Origin of the sequence: Paraburkholderia sp. J94, assembly GCF_905220285.1 — a bacterium.
Lineage (GTDB): Bacteria > Pseudomonadota > Gammaproteobacteria > Burkholderiales > Burkholderiaceae > Paraburkholderia > Paraburkholderia tropica_A.
Genome location: NZ_CAJMZH010000006.1, coordinates 120,012 through 134,923 on the forward strand (window position 1 = coordinate 120,012; position 14,912 = coordinate 134,923).

Below are 14,912 nucleotides of genomic sequence, written 5' to 3' on the forward strand. Positions count from 1 at the left end.
GTTTTTTACCACGTTCTTACTGACTTCCGAACGTGCTTTTTTGGTGCATTGGTCGGAGGAATACCCGACCACGGTCAGCCGCTCAAATCCGCGCGCCGCTCGCTTCGTCGAACAGGGAAACATGCGCCGCGTCGATGCTGAACGGCACCGCCGCGCCGCTCGCGAGCGGCGTCTTGTCCTGATCGATCGAGGCGATCTGCGCGCCATGATAGTCGAGCCACAGCACGCGATGATTGCCCATCGGCTCGACCAGCGTGACGCTGCCCTGGCGGGCGTCCTCGCTGCCCGGCGCACCGATGCGCGAGGCATGCACGTCTTCGGGCCGCACGCCCAGCACGCACGGTTTCGAGAGATCGGGAGCGCCCTTGAACGCGTAGTTCGTCACGTCGACATCGAGCTGCGCGCCGCGGAACCAGAGCTTGCCCTCGTTGGCTTCGAGCTTGCCTTTCAGCAGGTTCATCGGCGGCGTGCCGAGGAAGGTCGCCACGAACAGATTCTCGGGCCGCGCGTAGACTTCGGCAGGCGTGCCGAACTGCTGGATCACGCCGCCCTTCATCACGGCCATGCGCGTGGCGAGCGTCATCGCTTCCACCTGGTCGTGCGTCACGTAGATCATCGTCGCGCCCAGTTGCTGATGCAGCTGCTTGAGCTCGCGGCGCAGTTCGGTGCGCAGCTTGGCGTCGAGATTCGAGAGCGGTTCGTCGAACAGGAACACGTCGGCCTCGCGCACCAGCGCACGGCCGATCGCCACGCGCTGACGCTGGCCGCCCGAGAGCTGCGCGGGCTTGCGCGCGAGCAGCGGCCCGAGTTGCAGCATGTCGGCGGCGCGCTTCACGCGGCGCTCGATTTCCGGCTTCGGCGTGCCATTGATTCGAAGTGCGAACGACATGTTGCGCTCGACGTTCATGGTCGGATAAAGCGCGTAGGACTGGAACACCAGCGCCACGCCGCGATCCTTCGGGTCGGCCCAGGTCATGTCTTCGCCGCCGATCTCGATGCTGCCGTCGCTCACGTCGATGAGCCCGGCGATGCTGTGCAGCAAGGTGGATTTGCCGCAGCCCGACGGCCCCAGCAGCACCACGAATTCGCCGGCGCGCACGTCGAGATCGAGGTCCTCGATCACCGTGTTCGCGCCGAGATCGATGCGCAGATTGCGCACCGATACGTTTGCCAGATTCGTCATTGTGTGTCTCCGCTTTTAGCCCGCTTTAACCCTTCACCGCGCCCGACGCGATGCCGCGCACGAACCAGCGCCCCGACACGAAATAGATCGCGAGCGGCACCAGCGAGGTCAGGATCGTCGCGGCCATATTGACGTTGTAGAGCCGCTCGCCCGTGGTGGTGTTGATGATGTTGTTCAGTTGCACCGTCATCGGCAGGTTCTTCGTGCCTGCGAACACGAGGCCGAGAATGTAGTCGTTCCAGATGCCCGTGACCTGCATGATGATCGCGACCACGATGATGGGCACCGACATCGGCAACATGAGCTGCATGAAGATGCGCCAGAAGCCGCCGCCGTCGATGCGCGCCGCCTTGAACAACTCCTGCGGCAGCGACACGTAGTAGTTGCGGAACAGCAGCGTCATCACCGGCATGCCGAACACGGTGTGGATCAGCACGATGCCGGGCAGCGAGCTGAACAGATGCACGGTGGCGAGCACGCGCACGAGCGGGTACACCATCACCTGCACCGGAATGAACGCGCCCGCGAGCAGCACGGCGAACAGCACGCCCGCGCCGCGTGGCTTCCAGAACGAGAGCGCGTAACCGTTCACGGCGCCCACGGCGATCGAGATGATCGTGCTCGGCACGACGATGCGCACCGAGTTCCAGAAACCCACACGAATGCCCGCGCATTCGAGCCCCGTGCAAGCCGCGGCCCACGCGTCCTGCCACGGCGCGAACGTGAGGTGATGCGGCAGCGCAAGCAGATGGCCCATGCGGATTTCGTCCATCGGCTTCACCGAGGTGACGAGCATCACGTAGAGCGGCAGCAGGAAAAACAGCGCGGCGATGATCAGGAAGCCATACACGCCGAGCCGCGCGGGCGTGAAGCGGCTGCGCTTCGGCTTGCCTTTCGAGGCGCCCGGCACGCGGCGCGCGATGGGCGGAATGGCGCCCGACGGTTCGGTCAGCGGCGCGCTCATGCTCGTTCTCCTTTACGTGCCGCGCGGCTTTTCGCGTACAGAACCGGCGCGAGAATCGCGAGCACGGTGGCGAGCAGCACGATCGAGGCGGCCGAGGCGAGCCCGATATTCGCGCGGTTGAACAGATAATCCATGACGAATTTGCCGGGCACTTCGCTGGCGGTGCCGGGACCGCCTTGCGTCATCGCCACGACGGCGTCGTAGAGCTTCACCACCATCACGAACAGCAGCACGAAGGCGGTCGACATCGAGGTCTTCAGCATCGGCACGACGATGCTCGCGTAGACGCGCCAGCGCGGAATGCCGTCGAGCCGCGCGGCCTTCCAGATCTCCTCGTCGATGCTGCGCAGGCCCGAGAGCATCAGCGCCATCACGAGACCCGAGGCCTGCCACACGGTCGCGATCACGAGCGTGTAGATCACGAATTGCTGCGAGACGATCCAGTCGAAATGCGCGTGCGTGAAGCCCATGTGCCGCAGCACGGCCTGCACGCCGAGTTCCGGGTTCAGGATCCACTGCCAGACGAGACCGGTCGCGACGAACGACATCGCATACGGATAGAGAAAGATCGTGCGCAGCGCGCCTTCGGCGGCCACGCGCTGATCGATGAAGATCGCCAGCAGCAAACCGATCACGAGACACGCCACGACGAAACACACGCCGTAGATCGCGAGGTTTTGCAGCGAGACGATCCAGCGTTCGGTTTCGAACAGCCGCACGTATTGCGTGATGCCCGCGAAGGTGTTCGTCGGCAGCGAGCGCGAATAGCTCACCGACACGCGCGCGGTCCACAGCATCGTGCCGAGATACGCGAACACGACGGTGACCGCCATGGGCAGCAGCGCGATCCATGCGGCGAGTGACAGCCGCCGCCGCATGGGGCGCGCTGCACGCGCCTGCCGTTTAGCCTGATCCAGCTTGAGCGCGTACATAAGCCTCTCAGCTCTTGATCGCCGACGCGAACGCCTTCTGGGCGTCCTCGACCGACTGGTCCTTGTTCCAGAAGTTCGTGATCACGTCCTGGAGCGAGCCCTGCACGTCAGGCGGAATCAGCATTTCGGGATTCGGCAGCTGGCGCGCCTTGTCCTTCATGATCGCCATGCCCTGCTTCGCGCACAGATCGAAATTCGACGTATCGACGTCGAGACGGATCGGAATCGAACCCTTCTTCTCGCTGAACGCGACCTGCGCCGTGGGCGAGGTCATCACGCTGGCGAGCAGTTGCTGCGCCTTCACGGACTGCGGGTTGTCGGTCTTCGGGAACACGAAGGCGTCGCCCGCGATCATGTACGGCGAATTCGCGAAGCCCGGGAAGCAGCCGAAGTCCTTGCCCGCGACCTGTTTCGCGTTCGAGAACTCGCCCTTGGCCCAGTCGCCCATGATCTGCATGCCGGCCTTGCCCGAAATCACCAGCGCCGTGGCGTCGTTCCAGTTGCGGCCCGGCGAGCCCGGATCGACGTAGCCATGCAGACGCTTGAAGGTCGCGAGCACGTTCTTGAACGCGGGCGAATTGACGGCGTTCGCGTCGCGGTCGCGATAGACCTTCATGTACAGGTTGCGGTCCATGTCGGCGAAAATCGCGTCGAACGTGATCTTCTCCTGCCAGGCCTGGCCGCCCAGCGCGAGCGGAATCACGCCGGCTTTCTTGAGCTTGTCGAGATCGGCGAACAGTTCGTCCAGACTCTTCGGCTCGGCGGCGATGCCCGCTTTCGCGAACGCCGGCTTCGAGTAGAAGAACCAGTCCTGCATGTGGATGTCCACGGGCGCCGCGTAGAAGTGCCCGTTCACCTTGATCTGGTTGAGAATCGAGTCGGGCAGGATGCCGTTCCAGTTCTCCTTGGCCGCGACCGCGTCGACATTGTTCAGGAGTCCCTGGTCAATGAGGTCGTGGAACTGCTTCGAGGTGTTGAACTGCGCCGCCGTGGGCGGATCGCCGCCGACGATGCGGTTGATCGCCGTGGCGCGCGCCTGGTCGGCGCCCGCGATCGCGTTGTCGACCCACTGGCCGCCCGCCTGGTCGTAGGCTTGCGCGAACTGCTTGATGGCGGCCGATTCGCCGCCCGAGGTCCACCAGTGAATCACATTGGCCTTGAGCGGTGCGTCGGCGGCATGCGCCGCGACGGCCCCGGCCAATGCCAGCGCGGCGGCGATGCCGCGCAGGACGGGTGCGTTTTGCTTCATTGCGTCTCCTCCGGTTGTTCCGGTTTTCTCTGCTGGTCGATGAAGTCAAACTTGGCGATGATGCGGGTGGCTGCGCGCACGCGATCCTGCTTTGGTGCAACTTTCCCCTGTCGCGCATTCTCACGGCGCGCAGCCGGTACGGCAATTACGGTAACTACCGTTCTTGTTTTCGATTTCGCGTGGAGGAAATCGATAAATCGATGCTGCGTGGACGCGGTATCAGGCGCCGCGCGCGTTGCGTTCCGCGATGAAGCGCGCGATCAGTTCCGCGCTGCGTTTTTTGGTGCGCTGCTGCGTGTCGTAGTCCACATGCACGACGCCGAAGCGCCGCTCATAGCCGAACGCCCATTCGAAGTTGTCGAGCAGCGACCAGACGAAATAGCCGCGCACGTTCACTCCGGCCTTGATCGCCGCGTCCACGGCGGCCAGATGGCGCTTGAGGAAAGCGATGCGCTGCGTGTCGACCACCTCGCCGTCGATCACGTCGTCGTCGGAGGCCATGCCGTTTTCGGTGATGTAGATCGGCGGCAGGTTTTCATACGTGCGATTGAAGCCGATCAGCAGATCGCGCAGGCCGTCGGGATGCACTTCCCAGCCCATCTGCGTGCGCTCGACGTCGGGCAGCGGCACTTCGGTGAAACCGTGCGCGCCATCGCTCTTTACGTTGGTGCGGAAATAGTAGTTGATGCCGAGGAAGTCGAGCGGCGCAGCAATCGTTTCCAGGTCGCCGTCGAGCACGAGCGGCTCGGTGCCCGGCCACAGTTCGAACAGTTCCGCCGGGTATTCGCCCTTGAGCAGCGGGTCGAGAATCCACGCGTTGTGCTGCACTTCGAAGCGGCGCGCGGCCGTGATGTCGGCTTGCGAATCGGAGTTCGGCGTGCCGCGGCCCACGTTCGCGACGATGCCCTTCGCCGACTTCGGATCGTTCGCGCGCAGCACCGGAATCGCCATGCCGTGACCGAGCAGCAGATGGTGCATCGCCTGGGTCGGATAGCGCGGGCTCGCGAGGCCGGGCGCGTGGTGGCCGTTGCCGTAGCCGAGATAGGCCGAGCACCACGGCTCGTTGAGCGTCATCCACGCGTCGACGAGACCGGACAACTCACGGCTCATGAGATCGGCGTAATCGGCGAAACGATAGGCCGTGTCGCGATTGAGCCAGCCGCCGCGGTCTTCGAGATGCTGCGGCAGATCCCAGTGATAGAGCGTCGCGTAGGTCTGGATGCCCTTCTCTTTCAGGCGTTCGAGCAGACGCTTGTAGAATGCGATGCCCTTGGCGTTCGGGCGGCCCGACGCATCCATCACGCGCGGCCAGGCGATCGAGAAGCGATAGGCTTCGAAATTGAGGTCGCCGAGCAGATCGAGGTCGCCTTGCCAGCGATGGTAGTGATCGCAGGCCACGGCGCCCGTGTCGCCCGCGAGCACCTTGCCCGGCGTGGCGCTGAAAGTGTCCCAGATCGACGGCAGACGGCCGTCCTCGGTCGCGGCGCCTTCGATCTGATACGACGCGGTGGCCGCGCCCAGCAGAAAGTCGCGGCGCCAGAGCGCGGAATCGGGCGACGGCGTGAAGGCGTCGTCTTCGAGAATGGCCGAGGCGGATTGTGGCGAATCGTGTGTCACGAAAGCTCCTGCGCGAGGGTCGGAACCGGGCGATGCGGGTGCCGGCGAGTGATTGGGTGGAAGCGCTTCCACAGCGCTTGAGGCGCACGATATCAGCCGCTAATTCCCGCGGTAAATCAGGGTTTTTCTGGACGTTTTTAAGTAGTTCCTGTGTAGGTTATGCGCACCGGATTTTGGATTTTCACTACTTGGCGAGTGTCCGGGGGCATTCGGCGGTGCGTTCAGCGGTGCGTTCAGCGGTGCGTTCGGCGCGGATTATCAGTCCGCGCCGCCCTGCCAGGAAGGATGGAGCGCGATGCGCGGCTTCACGTGTCGGCGTGCACGCCGAGATCGGGATGCACGGCGGCGAGCGCCTCGTGCAAGGTGGTGTAGAGATTCCCGGCGCCGACCACGGGCGTGATGCCGTGGCGGTCCATGTCCGAACGCAGATAGCGGTTGACACGGCCGAAGATCACTTTGACGCCGCTTTCGCGCAGCGCTTCGCATAGTTCGTTGACCGAACGACCTGCCGAGTAGTCGAGATCGGTGATCGCCGAGGCATCGACCACGAACCAGCGCACGGGCTCAGGCGCGCCGTCGACCAGGCGCCTCACTTCATCGACGAAAAGATGGTCGTTGGCATAGAAAAGGTCTGCGCCGAAGCGAAAAACGATCAGCCCGGGCTCGGTTTGCAGGCCCGCGTGCGACGGCACCGGCATCCAGCGGCCCGCCTCGTTCGGCACCAGCACCATCGTGTGCGGACGATAGCTGTGACGCACATGGCGCAGCAGCGAGAGACCGATGGCGATCAAGATGCCGTTCTCCACGCCGATCACCACCACCGCCACGGCCGTCGTTACCGCGAGGCCGAATTCGCCGGGACTTTCCTTGCGAATATCGATCAGTTGTCCGATATGAACGAGCCCGACGGCGATCGTGAAGACGATCGCGGCCAGCACGCAATGCGGCAGATACTGGAGCCATCGGCTCAAAAACAGCAGCACGACCACCACCACGCCGGCGAACACGATCTGCGCGAACTGGCTGCGCGCGCCGGCCTGATCGGCCATCGCGGTTTGCGTGAGGCTGCCGTTCACCACGAATGCGCCGCTCATCGACGCAGCCGCGTTGGCGGCGGCGAGGCCGAGCAGATTCGCGTCTTCGTCCACGCGCTCGCCGTATTTTTCCGCGAACGCGCGGCTCGTGGCGGCGCTCTGCGCGACGATGATGACGAAGCACGAGGCCGCGACCTGCAACAGGTCGATCATCTGAAACCAGCCGACGCCCGGAAACGCGATAGGGGGCAAGCCCCCTTCCACCGGCCCGATCACCGCCACGCCGTGGCCCTGAAAATTGAACAGCGCGCTTGCCACAATGCCGCCGATCACCGCGACGAGCGGCACCGGCCAGCGCGGCCGCACGCGCTTGAACACGAGAATCGCCGCGACCACGAGCGCAGCGATCGCGAGCGTGCCCCAATGAATCAGCGGCAATTGCAGCACGATCTGCTTGATCTGCAGGACCGTGCGCCGCGAAGTGACCGCCACGCCGAGCATGTCGCCGAGCATCGCCACACCCACTTGCACGCCCACGCCCGTGAGAAAACCGACCAGCACGGTGCGCGAGAGAAAGTCCGCGAGAAAGCCGAGTTTGAACACGCGCGCGATCAGCAGCATGAACGCCGTGAGCAGCGCCGTCATGCCCGCGAGCGCGACGTATTCGGCGCTCGACGGCGTGGCCATGGTTGAGAGCTTGCTCGCGAAGAGGGTCGCCGTGGCCGAGTCGGCGGCGACGACGAGATGTCGCGACGCGCCGAACAGCGCGAAGGCGATCAGCGGCAGAAAGCCCGTGTAGAGGCCGGTGACGGCCGGCATGCCCGCGATGCGCGCATAGCCGAGCAGTTGCGGCACGTTCATCGACGCGAGCTGCACGCCCGCGATGGCGTCGCGTAACGCCGAGGCGCGGTTGAGGGGCCGCCCGCCCTTGAAGAATTCAAACGCCATGACGGCGTCCTGGCGGCTGTGTTGGCTTCGTGTTCGATTCGGGCCTGCGCATGCGTGTCTGGTGCTCCTCGCGTTTCGATGCCGCGCTTCGTAGCGTTGCGATGTGACGTTTTTTGGTGTGCCGCTATGTTAGCGCGGCTGCGCCCCTTTACTCACCGCAACCGGCAGCGCCGACATTCTCTGTGGAAAGACTCGCCATTCATCTGCAAAGGAAATCGGCATGAAAAAAGGCCAGCGTGGAAGCTGGCCTTTTCAAACAACGCGATGCGTGAGCGATGCGCGAGCGCCGCGTTACACCTTCACCGGCGGCGGCACATAACGGCAATCATAGCGCTTCCTCACCGTGCCGTTTTCATCGACGCTTTCGAGGTAGACGTCGAATTGCCAGAGCCGCGCCATGTGGCGCAACACTTCGTCGGTATCGCCCGAAAGATGGCGATTGTCGCTCATGAAATGACGCAGCGTGAGACTGCGGTCTCCGCGCGTATTCACCGACCAGACCTGGATATTCGGCTCGCGATGATGCATGTCGTACTGCCGCGAGAGCGCCTGACGCACGTACTGATAGCCGCTCTCGTCGTGAATGGCCGAGACTTCGAGCGCGTCGCGCATGTCGTCGTCGAGCACGGAGAACAGGCGCATTTCGCGTATCAGATGCGGCGACAGATACTGCGCGACGAAGCTCTCGTCCTTGAAGTTGCGCATCGCGTAATGCAGCGCCTTGAGCCACGGGCTGCCGGCCAGTTCCGGGAACCACTTGCGGTCTTCGTCGGTGGGGTTTTCGCAGATGCGGCGAATGTCGCTCATCATCGAAAAACCCAGCGCGTACGGATTGATCCCGCTGTAATACGGCTTGGTGACCGGCGGCTGATACACGACGTTGCTATGCGAGTGCAGGAACTCCATCATGAAGCCGTCTTCGAGCTTGCCCTGCGCATAGAGCGTGTTGAGCAAGGTGTAATGCCAGAACGTGGCCCAGCCTTCGTTCATCACTTGCGTCTGGCGCTGCGGGTAAAAATACTGCCCGACCTTGCGCACGATGCGAATGACTTCGCGCTCCCACGGCTCCAGCAGCGGCGCGTTTTTCTCCGCGAAATACAGCAGGTTTTCCTGCGGCTCGGGCGGATAGCGTTCGTCGGTTTCCTCGACGAGCGGTTGCTGCGTTTTCGGCAGCGTGCGCCAGAGTTCGTTGACCTGCGACTGCAGATACGCCTCGCGTTCGCGCCGCATCGCGGCCTCGCGCTGGAGCGAGACTTTCTGCGGACGCTTGTAGCGGTCCACGCCGTAATTCATCAGCGCGTGGCACGAGTCGAGCAGTTCTTCCACGCGGTCGAGCCCGAAGCGCTCCTCGCATTCGGCAATGTAGTTCTTCGCGTAGACGAGGTAGTCGATGATCGCGTGCGCGTCCGTCCAGAGACGGAACAGATAATTGCCCTTGAAAAACGAGTTGTGCCCGTAGGCCGCGTGCGCGATCACGAGCGCCTGCATCGTCATGGTGTTTTCTTCCATGAGATACGCGATGCAGGGATTCGAGTTGATGACGATCTCGTACGCGAGGCCCATCTGACCCCGGCGATAGCTTTTCTCCGTGGAGAGAAAATGCTTGCCGAACGACCAGTGGCGATAATTGACCGGCATGCCGACCGAGGCATACGCATCCATCATCTGCTCGGCGCTGATCAATTCGAGCTGGATCGGGTACGTATCCAGTTCGTATTGCTCCGCAACATGCGAGATGTGCGTGTCGTATTCCTCGATCAGTTCGAAGGTCCAGTCGGATGGGCACGGCAACGGCCGTCTGTCGGCTACGTTCATATGCAATTCCCTGCTGTCCGGGAGCCGGCGTTCAGGGAGATCCGCTTGAGCAAGCCCGTGCGCGCCTTCGCGCCCGGGATCGGCAACGTGTCCCCCCATTTCCGCGGCGGCCTCGTGATCGCCGTGCTGTCTTGTTCCGTGGCCGCCCGTCTTGCGGCGCTCCGGCTCATAGCCGCGCGCCTCGTTGTGCAGATGGCGTGTCGTCATGAATGCTCCACCTGCTTTTCGAAAAGCTCCCGGAAAACCGGGTAGATATCCGCCGCCGTGTCGACCTTCTTCATCGCCAGTTGCGGCTGGGTGAGCGCCAGTTGCGCATACTCAACCCAGAGGTTTTGCTCCTCCGGCGTCACCTGGATATACGCAAAATAGCGCACCTGAGGCAGGATGTCATCCTGGAGCAGCTTGCGGCACTTCGGCGAGTCGTCGGTCCAGTTGTCGCCGTCCGAAGCCTGCGCGCCGTAGATGTTCCAGTCGCTCGGCGAATAACGGTCCTCGATCACCTTCTTCATCAGCTCCAGCGCGCTCGACACGACCGTGCCGCCGCTTTCCGTCGAATGGAAGAAGGTGTCCTCGTCCACTTCCTCGGCGCGCGTGTGGTGACGGATGAACACCACCTCGATCTTCTCGTAGTTGCGCTTGAGAAAGAGGTACAGCAGGATGAAGAAACGTTTGGAAAGGTCCTTGCGCTGCTCGTCCATCGAGCCGGACACATCCATCAGACAGAACATCACGGCCTGACTCGACGGCTGCGGCTGCTTCACGCGGTTCACGTAGCGCAGGTCGAACGGGTCGATGAACGGGATGCGCCAGATGCGCCCGCGCAGATGATGGATCTCGTCTTCGAGCGTCTTGATCTCGTCGCGTCGATCGGACGGATCGGCCATCAGCGCTTCGAGCTGCTCTTCGAGCGTATGCAGTTCGTTGACGAGCGGCGCGCCCAGCGCGATGCGCCGGCCGAGCGCGCTGCGCAGCGAGCGCACCACGTCGATATTGTTGGGCGTGCCTTCGGCGGCCCAGCCCGCGCGGATGCTTTTCCACGTGGGCACGGCCATCAGATGGGTTTTGACGAGACGCGGCAGTTCGAGATCGTCGAAGAAGTACTGCATGAATTCTTCGCGCGAGAGTTCGAATACGAAGTCGTCCTGACCTTCGCCCTCGTTGCTCGCCTGACTGCCGCCACCGCCGCTGCCGCCTTGCGGACGCGGAATGCGGTCGCCGCGAATGTAATCCTCGTTGCCGGGATGGACCATCTCGCGCCGCCCGCCCGGACCGTGCCGGAACGACGGCTCCGCGATGTCCTTGCGCGGAATGGTGATGCTCTGGTTGCTTTGTATGTCCTTGATGCTGCGGTCACGCACCGCTTCCGAGACGGCGTGACGAATATAGTTTTTCACACGGCGCAAGAAGCGCTCGCGATTGGCAATGCTTTTGTTCTTGCCAGCCAGCCTGCGGTCGATGATTTGATGAAGCACATCCAGTCTCCCGCTCACGTTTCGAATGGGCGAGGTGCGCAGTCTGTGTGCCAGGTGCCGCCTTTACCCGCTTGCGGCTGCGTGGCCTGCGCCCCGCCGGATTTCCATTTTGCGCCGCCGCATGAGCGATGCGGCGGCGCAGCAGGAAGGTGATGCCTGCGTGTTCATGACGACTTGCGCACGCGCAGATACCAGTCGCAGAGCAAGCGCACCTGCTTCGGCGTGTAGCCCTTCGCGACCATGCGGTTGACGAAGTCTTCATGCTTGCGCTGTTCTTCGGCCGATCCTTTTGCATTGAACGAGATGACCGGCAAAAGTTCTTCCGTATTCGAGAACATTTTCTTCTCGATCACCACGCGCAGCTTCTCGTAGCTGATCCACGCCGGGTTTTTACCGGCATTGGCCGCGCGCGCGCGCAGCACGAAGTTCACGATCTCGTTGCGGAAGTCCTTCGGGTTGCTGATGCCCGCGGGCTTTTCGATCTTCTCCAGCTCGGCGTTCAAGGCCGCGCGGTCGAAGCTCTCGCCCGTGTCGTGATCGCGGAACTCCTGGTCCTGAATCCAGAAGTCGGCGTACGTGACATAGCGATCGAAGATGTTCTGCCCGTATTCCGAATACGACTCCAGATACGCGGTCTGAATCTCCTTGCCGATGAATTCCGCGTAACGCGAGGCCAGCACGTCCTTCACGAAGGACAGATACTTCTGCTCGGTTTCCGGCGGGAACTGTTCGCGTTCGATCTGCTGTTCGAGCACGTACATCAGGTGCACCGGATTCGCGGCCACTTCGGTCGAGTCGAAGTTGAACACGCGCGACAGAATCTTGAACGCGAAGCGCGTGGAGACGCCGTTCATGCCTTCGTCCACGCCCGCGAAGTCGCGGTATTCCTGATACGACTTCGCTTTCGGATCGGTGTCCTTGAGATTCTCGCCGTCGTACACCTGCATCTTCGAAAAGAGGCTGGAGTTTTCCGGCTCGGCCAGACGCGTGAGCACCGACATCTGCGCCATCATCTTGAGCGTGCCCGGCGCGCAGACCGCCTCGGCGAGCGACGAATTGCGCAGGAGCTTCTCGTAGATCTTCATCTCTTCCGAGTAGCGCAGGCAGTACGGCACCTTCACCACGAAGATACGATCGAGCAGTGCCTCGTTGTTGCGATTGTTGCGGAACGCCTTCCATTCCGACTCGTTCGAGTGCGCGAGGATGATGCCGTTGAACGGAATCGCGCCGAAGCCTTCGGTGCCCTTGAAGTTGCCTTCCTGGGTGGCCGTGAGCAGCGGGTGCAACACCTTGATCGGCGCCTTGAACATTTCGACGAATTCGAGCAGACCCTGATTCGCGAGGCACAGGCCGCCCGAATAGCTGTAGGCGTCTGCGTCGTCCTGCGCGTATTGCTCGAGCTTGCGGATGTCGACCTTGCCGACCAGCGAGGAGATGTCCTGATTGTTCTCGTCGCCCGGCTCGGTCTTGGCGATGCCGATCTGCCGCAGGATGGAAGGATAGCGGCGCACCACGCGGAACTTGCGGATGTCGCCGTTGTACTCGTGCAGGCGCTTGACCGCCCACGGGCTCAGGATGCTCTTGAGATAACGGCGCGGAATGCCGTATTGCTCTTCGAGAATGGGGCCGTCTTCGTCGTAGTCGAACAGACCGAGCGGCGACTCGTTCACGGGCGAACCCTTGATCGAGTAGAACGGCACGCGCTCCATGAGCTGCTTGAGACGCTCGGCAATGGAGGACTTACCGCCGCCCACCGGACCGAGCAGATAGAGAATCTGCTTCTTTTCTTCGAGTCCTTGCGCCGCATGGCGGAAATACGCGACGACCTGCTCGATCACGTCTTCCATGCCATAGAACTCGCGGAAAGCCGGATAAACCTTGATGACCTTGTTCGCAAAGATGCGCGAGAGGCGCGGGTCGTTGCGAGTGTCGATCTGTTCAGGTTCGCCGATTGCCGTCAGCATGCGTTCGCCAGCCGTGGCGTACGCACTGGGATCTTCCTTGCAGAGCGCGAGATACTCCTCGAGCGAGAACTCTTCCTCTCGCGTTTTTTCGAAGCGGGTCGCGAAGCTGCTGTAGATATCCATGCTACCTCCTCGCCGAGATCTGCGACCGATGTCGTGCGCGGCGCGCTAATCGGAAACGACATCGCTCGAATTCATCCTAAACCCTTTTGAATTTTTTTTCACACATAAATCGCGCCTGATTCAAGGGCTCGTTTTAGTGCTTGGAGCTACGCGGAACTGCGTCTTACAATGATCTTCCCACCCCGCGCAAGAATCACGCCTCAAGCGCTTTTCACCTTCATGTCATCGCGCCGAAGTTCGACGCTCAAACAGCATTACGGCAGCCAAGCCGTTTCTCCTTAAACGCATCGGCGCGTAACGCGTGCACACGCAGCGGCAAACTCGTTGTAACGCGATATGGCGAGCGCGTTGTCCGCATGCGTGTCCACGTTGTTTTCCGAGTACGTCGTGGATAATTTTTTCCCGTTTTACGCGTCGAAAACGACCGCGTCAGTGACCTGCCGCGCATTGCCGCCCGCGCCTGTGTGCGGCGGAAAACGCAGTGGATCGCACGCAAACTGCCCCTATCGGCAGTAGTGGCTTTGCGCGCCGGATTCATGCGCGATCGCGGTGCAGGACGCCCGCTCGCGCGGCAATAAAAAAACCGTCACGCACGACGCGCGACGGCCTTTCATGACAGCGTAATCGAGGACTTCGGGAAAGCCCTTGCCCGATGATCAGACGAACTCGATCTCGACCTCGCCGAGACCGTCGATATGTCCATGCAGCAGACCCGGACCTTCGATGCGGTGCGCCCCTACGTAGGAACCCGTGGTGATAGTCCACTCGGGCTCGATCGTGATGCCCGACGCCGCGCAATGATTGACGAACCACACCAGCAGTTCGCGCGGATCGCCCGCCGGATTGCCGGGCGCCTCGGGCACGAGCGAGGTGCCGTCGAAGGTCAGTTCGAGTTCGGGTGCGACGAAATCGAGCGCGCGCGCGAGCGTCGCATACGGTTGCGCGTGGCCCGTCACGAGCGCGCCGTTGTTCTGGAAGTCGGCGAGCTGCGCGAGCGGCGCGACGTTCGGCCATTCGGCGAAGCGGCTGTCGACGATCTCGATGGTCGGCAGAATGTGCCCGACGTGCGCGAGCACTTCGTCGCGCGAGTAGACGTCGGCGCGCGGCGCGAGCGGCTCGGCGAAACGGAACGCGATCTCCAGTTCGACGAGCACGCGAAAGAAGCCTCGGCGCTCGACGCGTGCGGGCGACGGCAGCACGAGCGAGCCTGGAATCGGCGCGCCGGACGCCGCGCCGCCGGGCGAGCGTGCGCCGATCTTCCAGCCGCCCGTTCCGGTGCCGAGACCGGCGATCACCGCCTGCTGGATGGCGTAGGCCGTGGCGGCGTCGGGCGGCAGGCGCTCGGGCTCCAGCGTCTCGATGAGCTGATGGCGGTGGCGCGCGTTCACGAGGCCTTGCGCGAGATCGTCATGCGTCATGTCTGGGTCCTTTTTTGTACGTTCGCGTACCGGCGCGCGCGGCGCGCATGGCCGTAGCGTTCCGTCGTGTGCGTGGTTGTGATGCGAAGCGGCGCGCACGCCTTGCGTTGCGCCGCTCGATGATGTTGCGCAGCACTGCGGTGCGCCCTCCCTGGCGCCCTTGCCTGACCGCAGTCCTACCCCGTTGCTGCCA

At 62.8% G+C, this 14,912-nt stretch carries 10 protein-coding genes; all 10 read right to left on the reverse strand.

The genetic code is table 11. From position 1 onward, the window contains the following. Window positions 1-82 precede the first annotated feature (82 nt). Window positions 83-1,183, reverse strand: coding sequence for an ABC transporter ATP-binding protein (locus U4Y88_RS14170; RefSeq protein WP_321784641.1), 1,101 nt, complete (start codon window positions 1,181-1,183; stop codon window positions 83-85). A 25-nt stretch (window positions 1,184-1,208) separates the two neighbouring features. Beyond that, on the reverse strand, window positions 1,209-2,147 hold the full coding sequence (locus tag U4Y88_RS14175) for a carbohydrate ABC transporter permease (protein ID WP_321784643.1): 939 nt from the start codon (window positions 2,145-2,147) through the stop codon (window positions 1,209-1,211). Continuing rightward, window positions 2,144-3,079 carry a carbohydrate ABC transporter permease gene (locus tag U4Y88_RS14180; RefSeq protein WP_224008019.1) on the reverse strand — a complete coding sequence of 312 codons (936 nt, stop codon included), beginning with the start codon at window positions 3,077-3,079 and terminating at the stop codon, window positions 2,144-2,146. The genes U4Y88_RS14175 and U4Y88_RS14180 overlap by 4 nt, the downstream gene beginning before the upstream one ends. Window positions 3,080-3,086: 7 nt before the next feature. Next, entirely contained in the window at window positions 3,087-4,328 is a 1,242-nt protein-coding gene (locus U4Y88_RS14185) for an ABC transporter substrate-binding protein (protein WP_224008016.1), read from the reverse strand. Window positions 4,329-4,547: 219 nt separating this feature from the next. Beyond that, window positions 4,548-5,945 carry a GH1 family beta-glucosidase gene (locus U4Y88_RS14190; protein WP_321784645.1) on the reverse strand — a complete coding sequence of 466 codons (1,398 nt, stop codon included), beginning with the start codon at window positions 5,943-5,945 and terminating at the stop codon, window positions 4,548-4,550. Window positions 5,946-6,250: 305 nt separating this feature from the next. Continuing rightward, window positions 6,251-7,927 (reverse strand): SulP family inorganic anion transporter, encoded by a 1,677-nt coding sequence (locus U4Y88_RS14195; protein WP_321784646.1) that lies wholly within the window; start codon window positions 7,925-7,927, stop codon window positions 6,251-6,253. Window positions 7,928-8,218: 291 nt separating this feature from the next. Further along, on the reverse strand, window positions 8,219-9,949 hold the full coding sequence (locus tag U4Y88_RS14200; RefSeq protein WP_321784648.1) for a SpoVR family protein: 1,731 nt from the start codon (window positions 9,947-9,949) through the stop codon (window positions 8,219-8,221). After that, a complete protein-coding gene (locus U4Y88_RS14205) occupies window positions 9,946-11,214 on the reverse strand; it encodes a YeaH/YhbH family protein (RefSeq protein WP_224008008.1) in 1,269 nt (422 codons plus the stop codon). The genes U4Y88_RS14200 and U4Y88_RS14205 overlap by 4 nt, the downstream gene beginning before the upstream one ends. 164 nt (window positions 11,215-11,378) lie before the next feature. Continuing rightward, a complete protein-coding gene (locus U4Y88_RS14210) occupies window positions 11,379-13,301 on the reverse strand; it encodes a PrkA family serine protein kinase (RefSeq protein WP_224008005.1) in 1,923 nt (640 codons plus the stop codon). 656 nt (window positions 13,302-13,957) lie between these two features. Continuing rightward, complete coding sequence (locus U4Y88_RS14215; protein WP_224008003.1) at window positions 13,958-14,719, reverse strand: 2-keto-4-pentenoate hydratase; 762 nt, start codon at window positions 14,717-14,719, stop codon at window positions 13,958-13,960. Window positions 14,720-14,912: the final 193 nt, after the last annotated feature.

Coding starts and splice junctions, on each gene's coding strand:
- U4Y88_RS14180 (WP_224008019.1), bottom strand. CDS start 3,079: ATGTACGCGCTCAAGCTGGATCAGGCTAAACGGCAGGCGCGTGCAGCG.
- U4Y88_RS14195 (WP_321784646.1), bottom strand. CDS start 7,927: ATGGCGTTTGAATTCTTCAAGGGCGGGCGGCCCCTCAACCGCGCCTCG.
- U4Y88_RS14170 (WP_321784641.1), bottom strand. CDS start 1,183: ATGACGAATCTGGCAAACGTATCGGTGCGCAATCTGCGCATCGATCTC.
- U4Y88_RS14185 (WP_224008016.1), bottom strand. CDS start 4,328: ATGAAGCAAAACGCACCCGTCCTGCGCGGCATCGCCGCCGCGCTGGCA.
- U4Y88_RS14175 (WP_321784643.1), bottom strand. CDS start 2,147: ATGAGCGCGCCGCTGACCGAACCGTCGGGCGCCATTCCGCCCATCGCG.
- U4Y88_RS14200 (WP_321784648.1), bottom strand. CDS start 9,949: ATGACGACACGCCATCTGCACAACGAGGCGCGCGGCTATGAGCCGGAG.
- U4Y88_RS14215 (WP_224008003.1), bottom strand. CDS start 14,719: ATGACGCATGACGATCTCGCGCAAGGCCTCGTGAACGCGCGCCACCGC.
- U4Y88_RS14210 (WP_224008005.1), bottom strand. CDS start 13,301: ATGGATATCTACAGCAGCTTCGCGACCCGCTTCGAAAAAACGCGAGAG.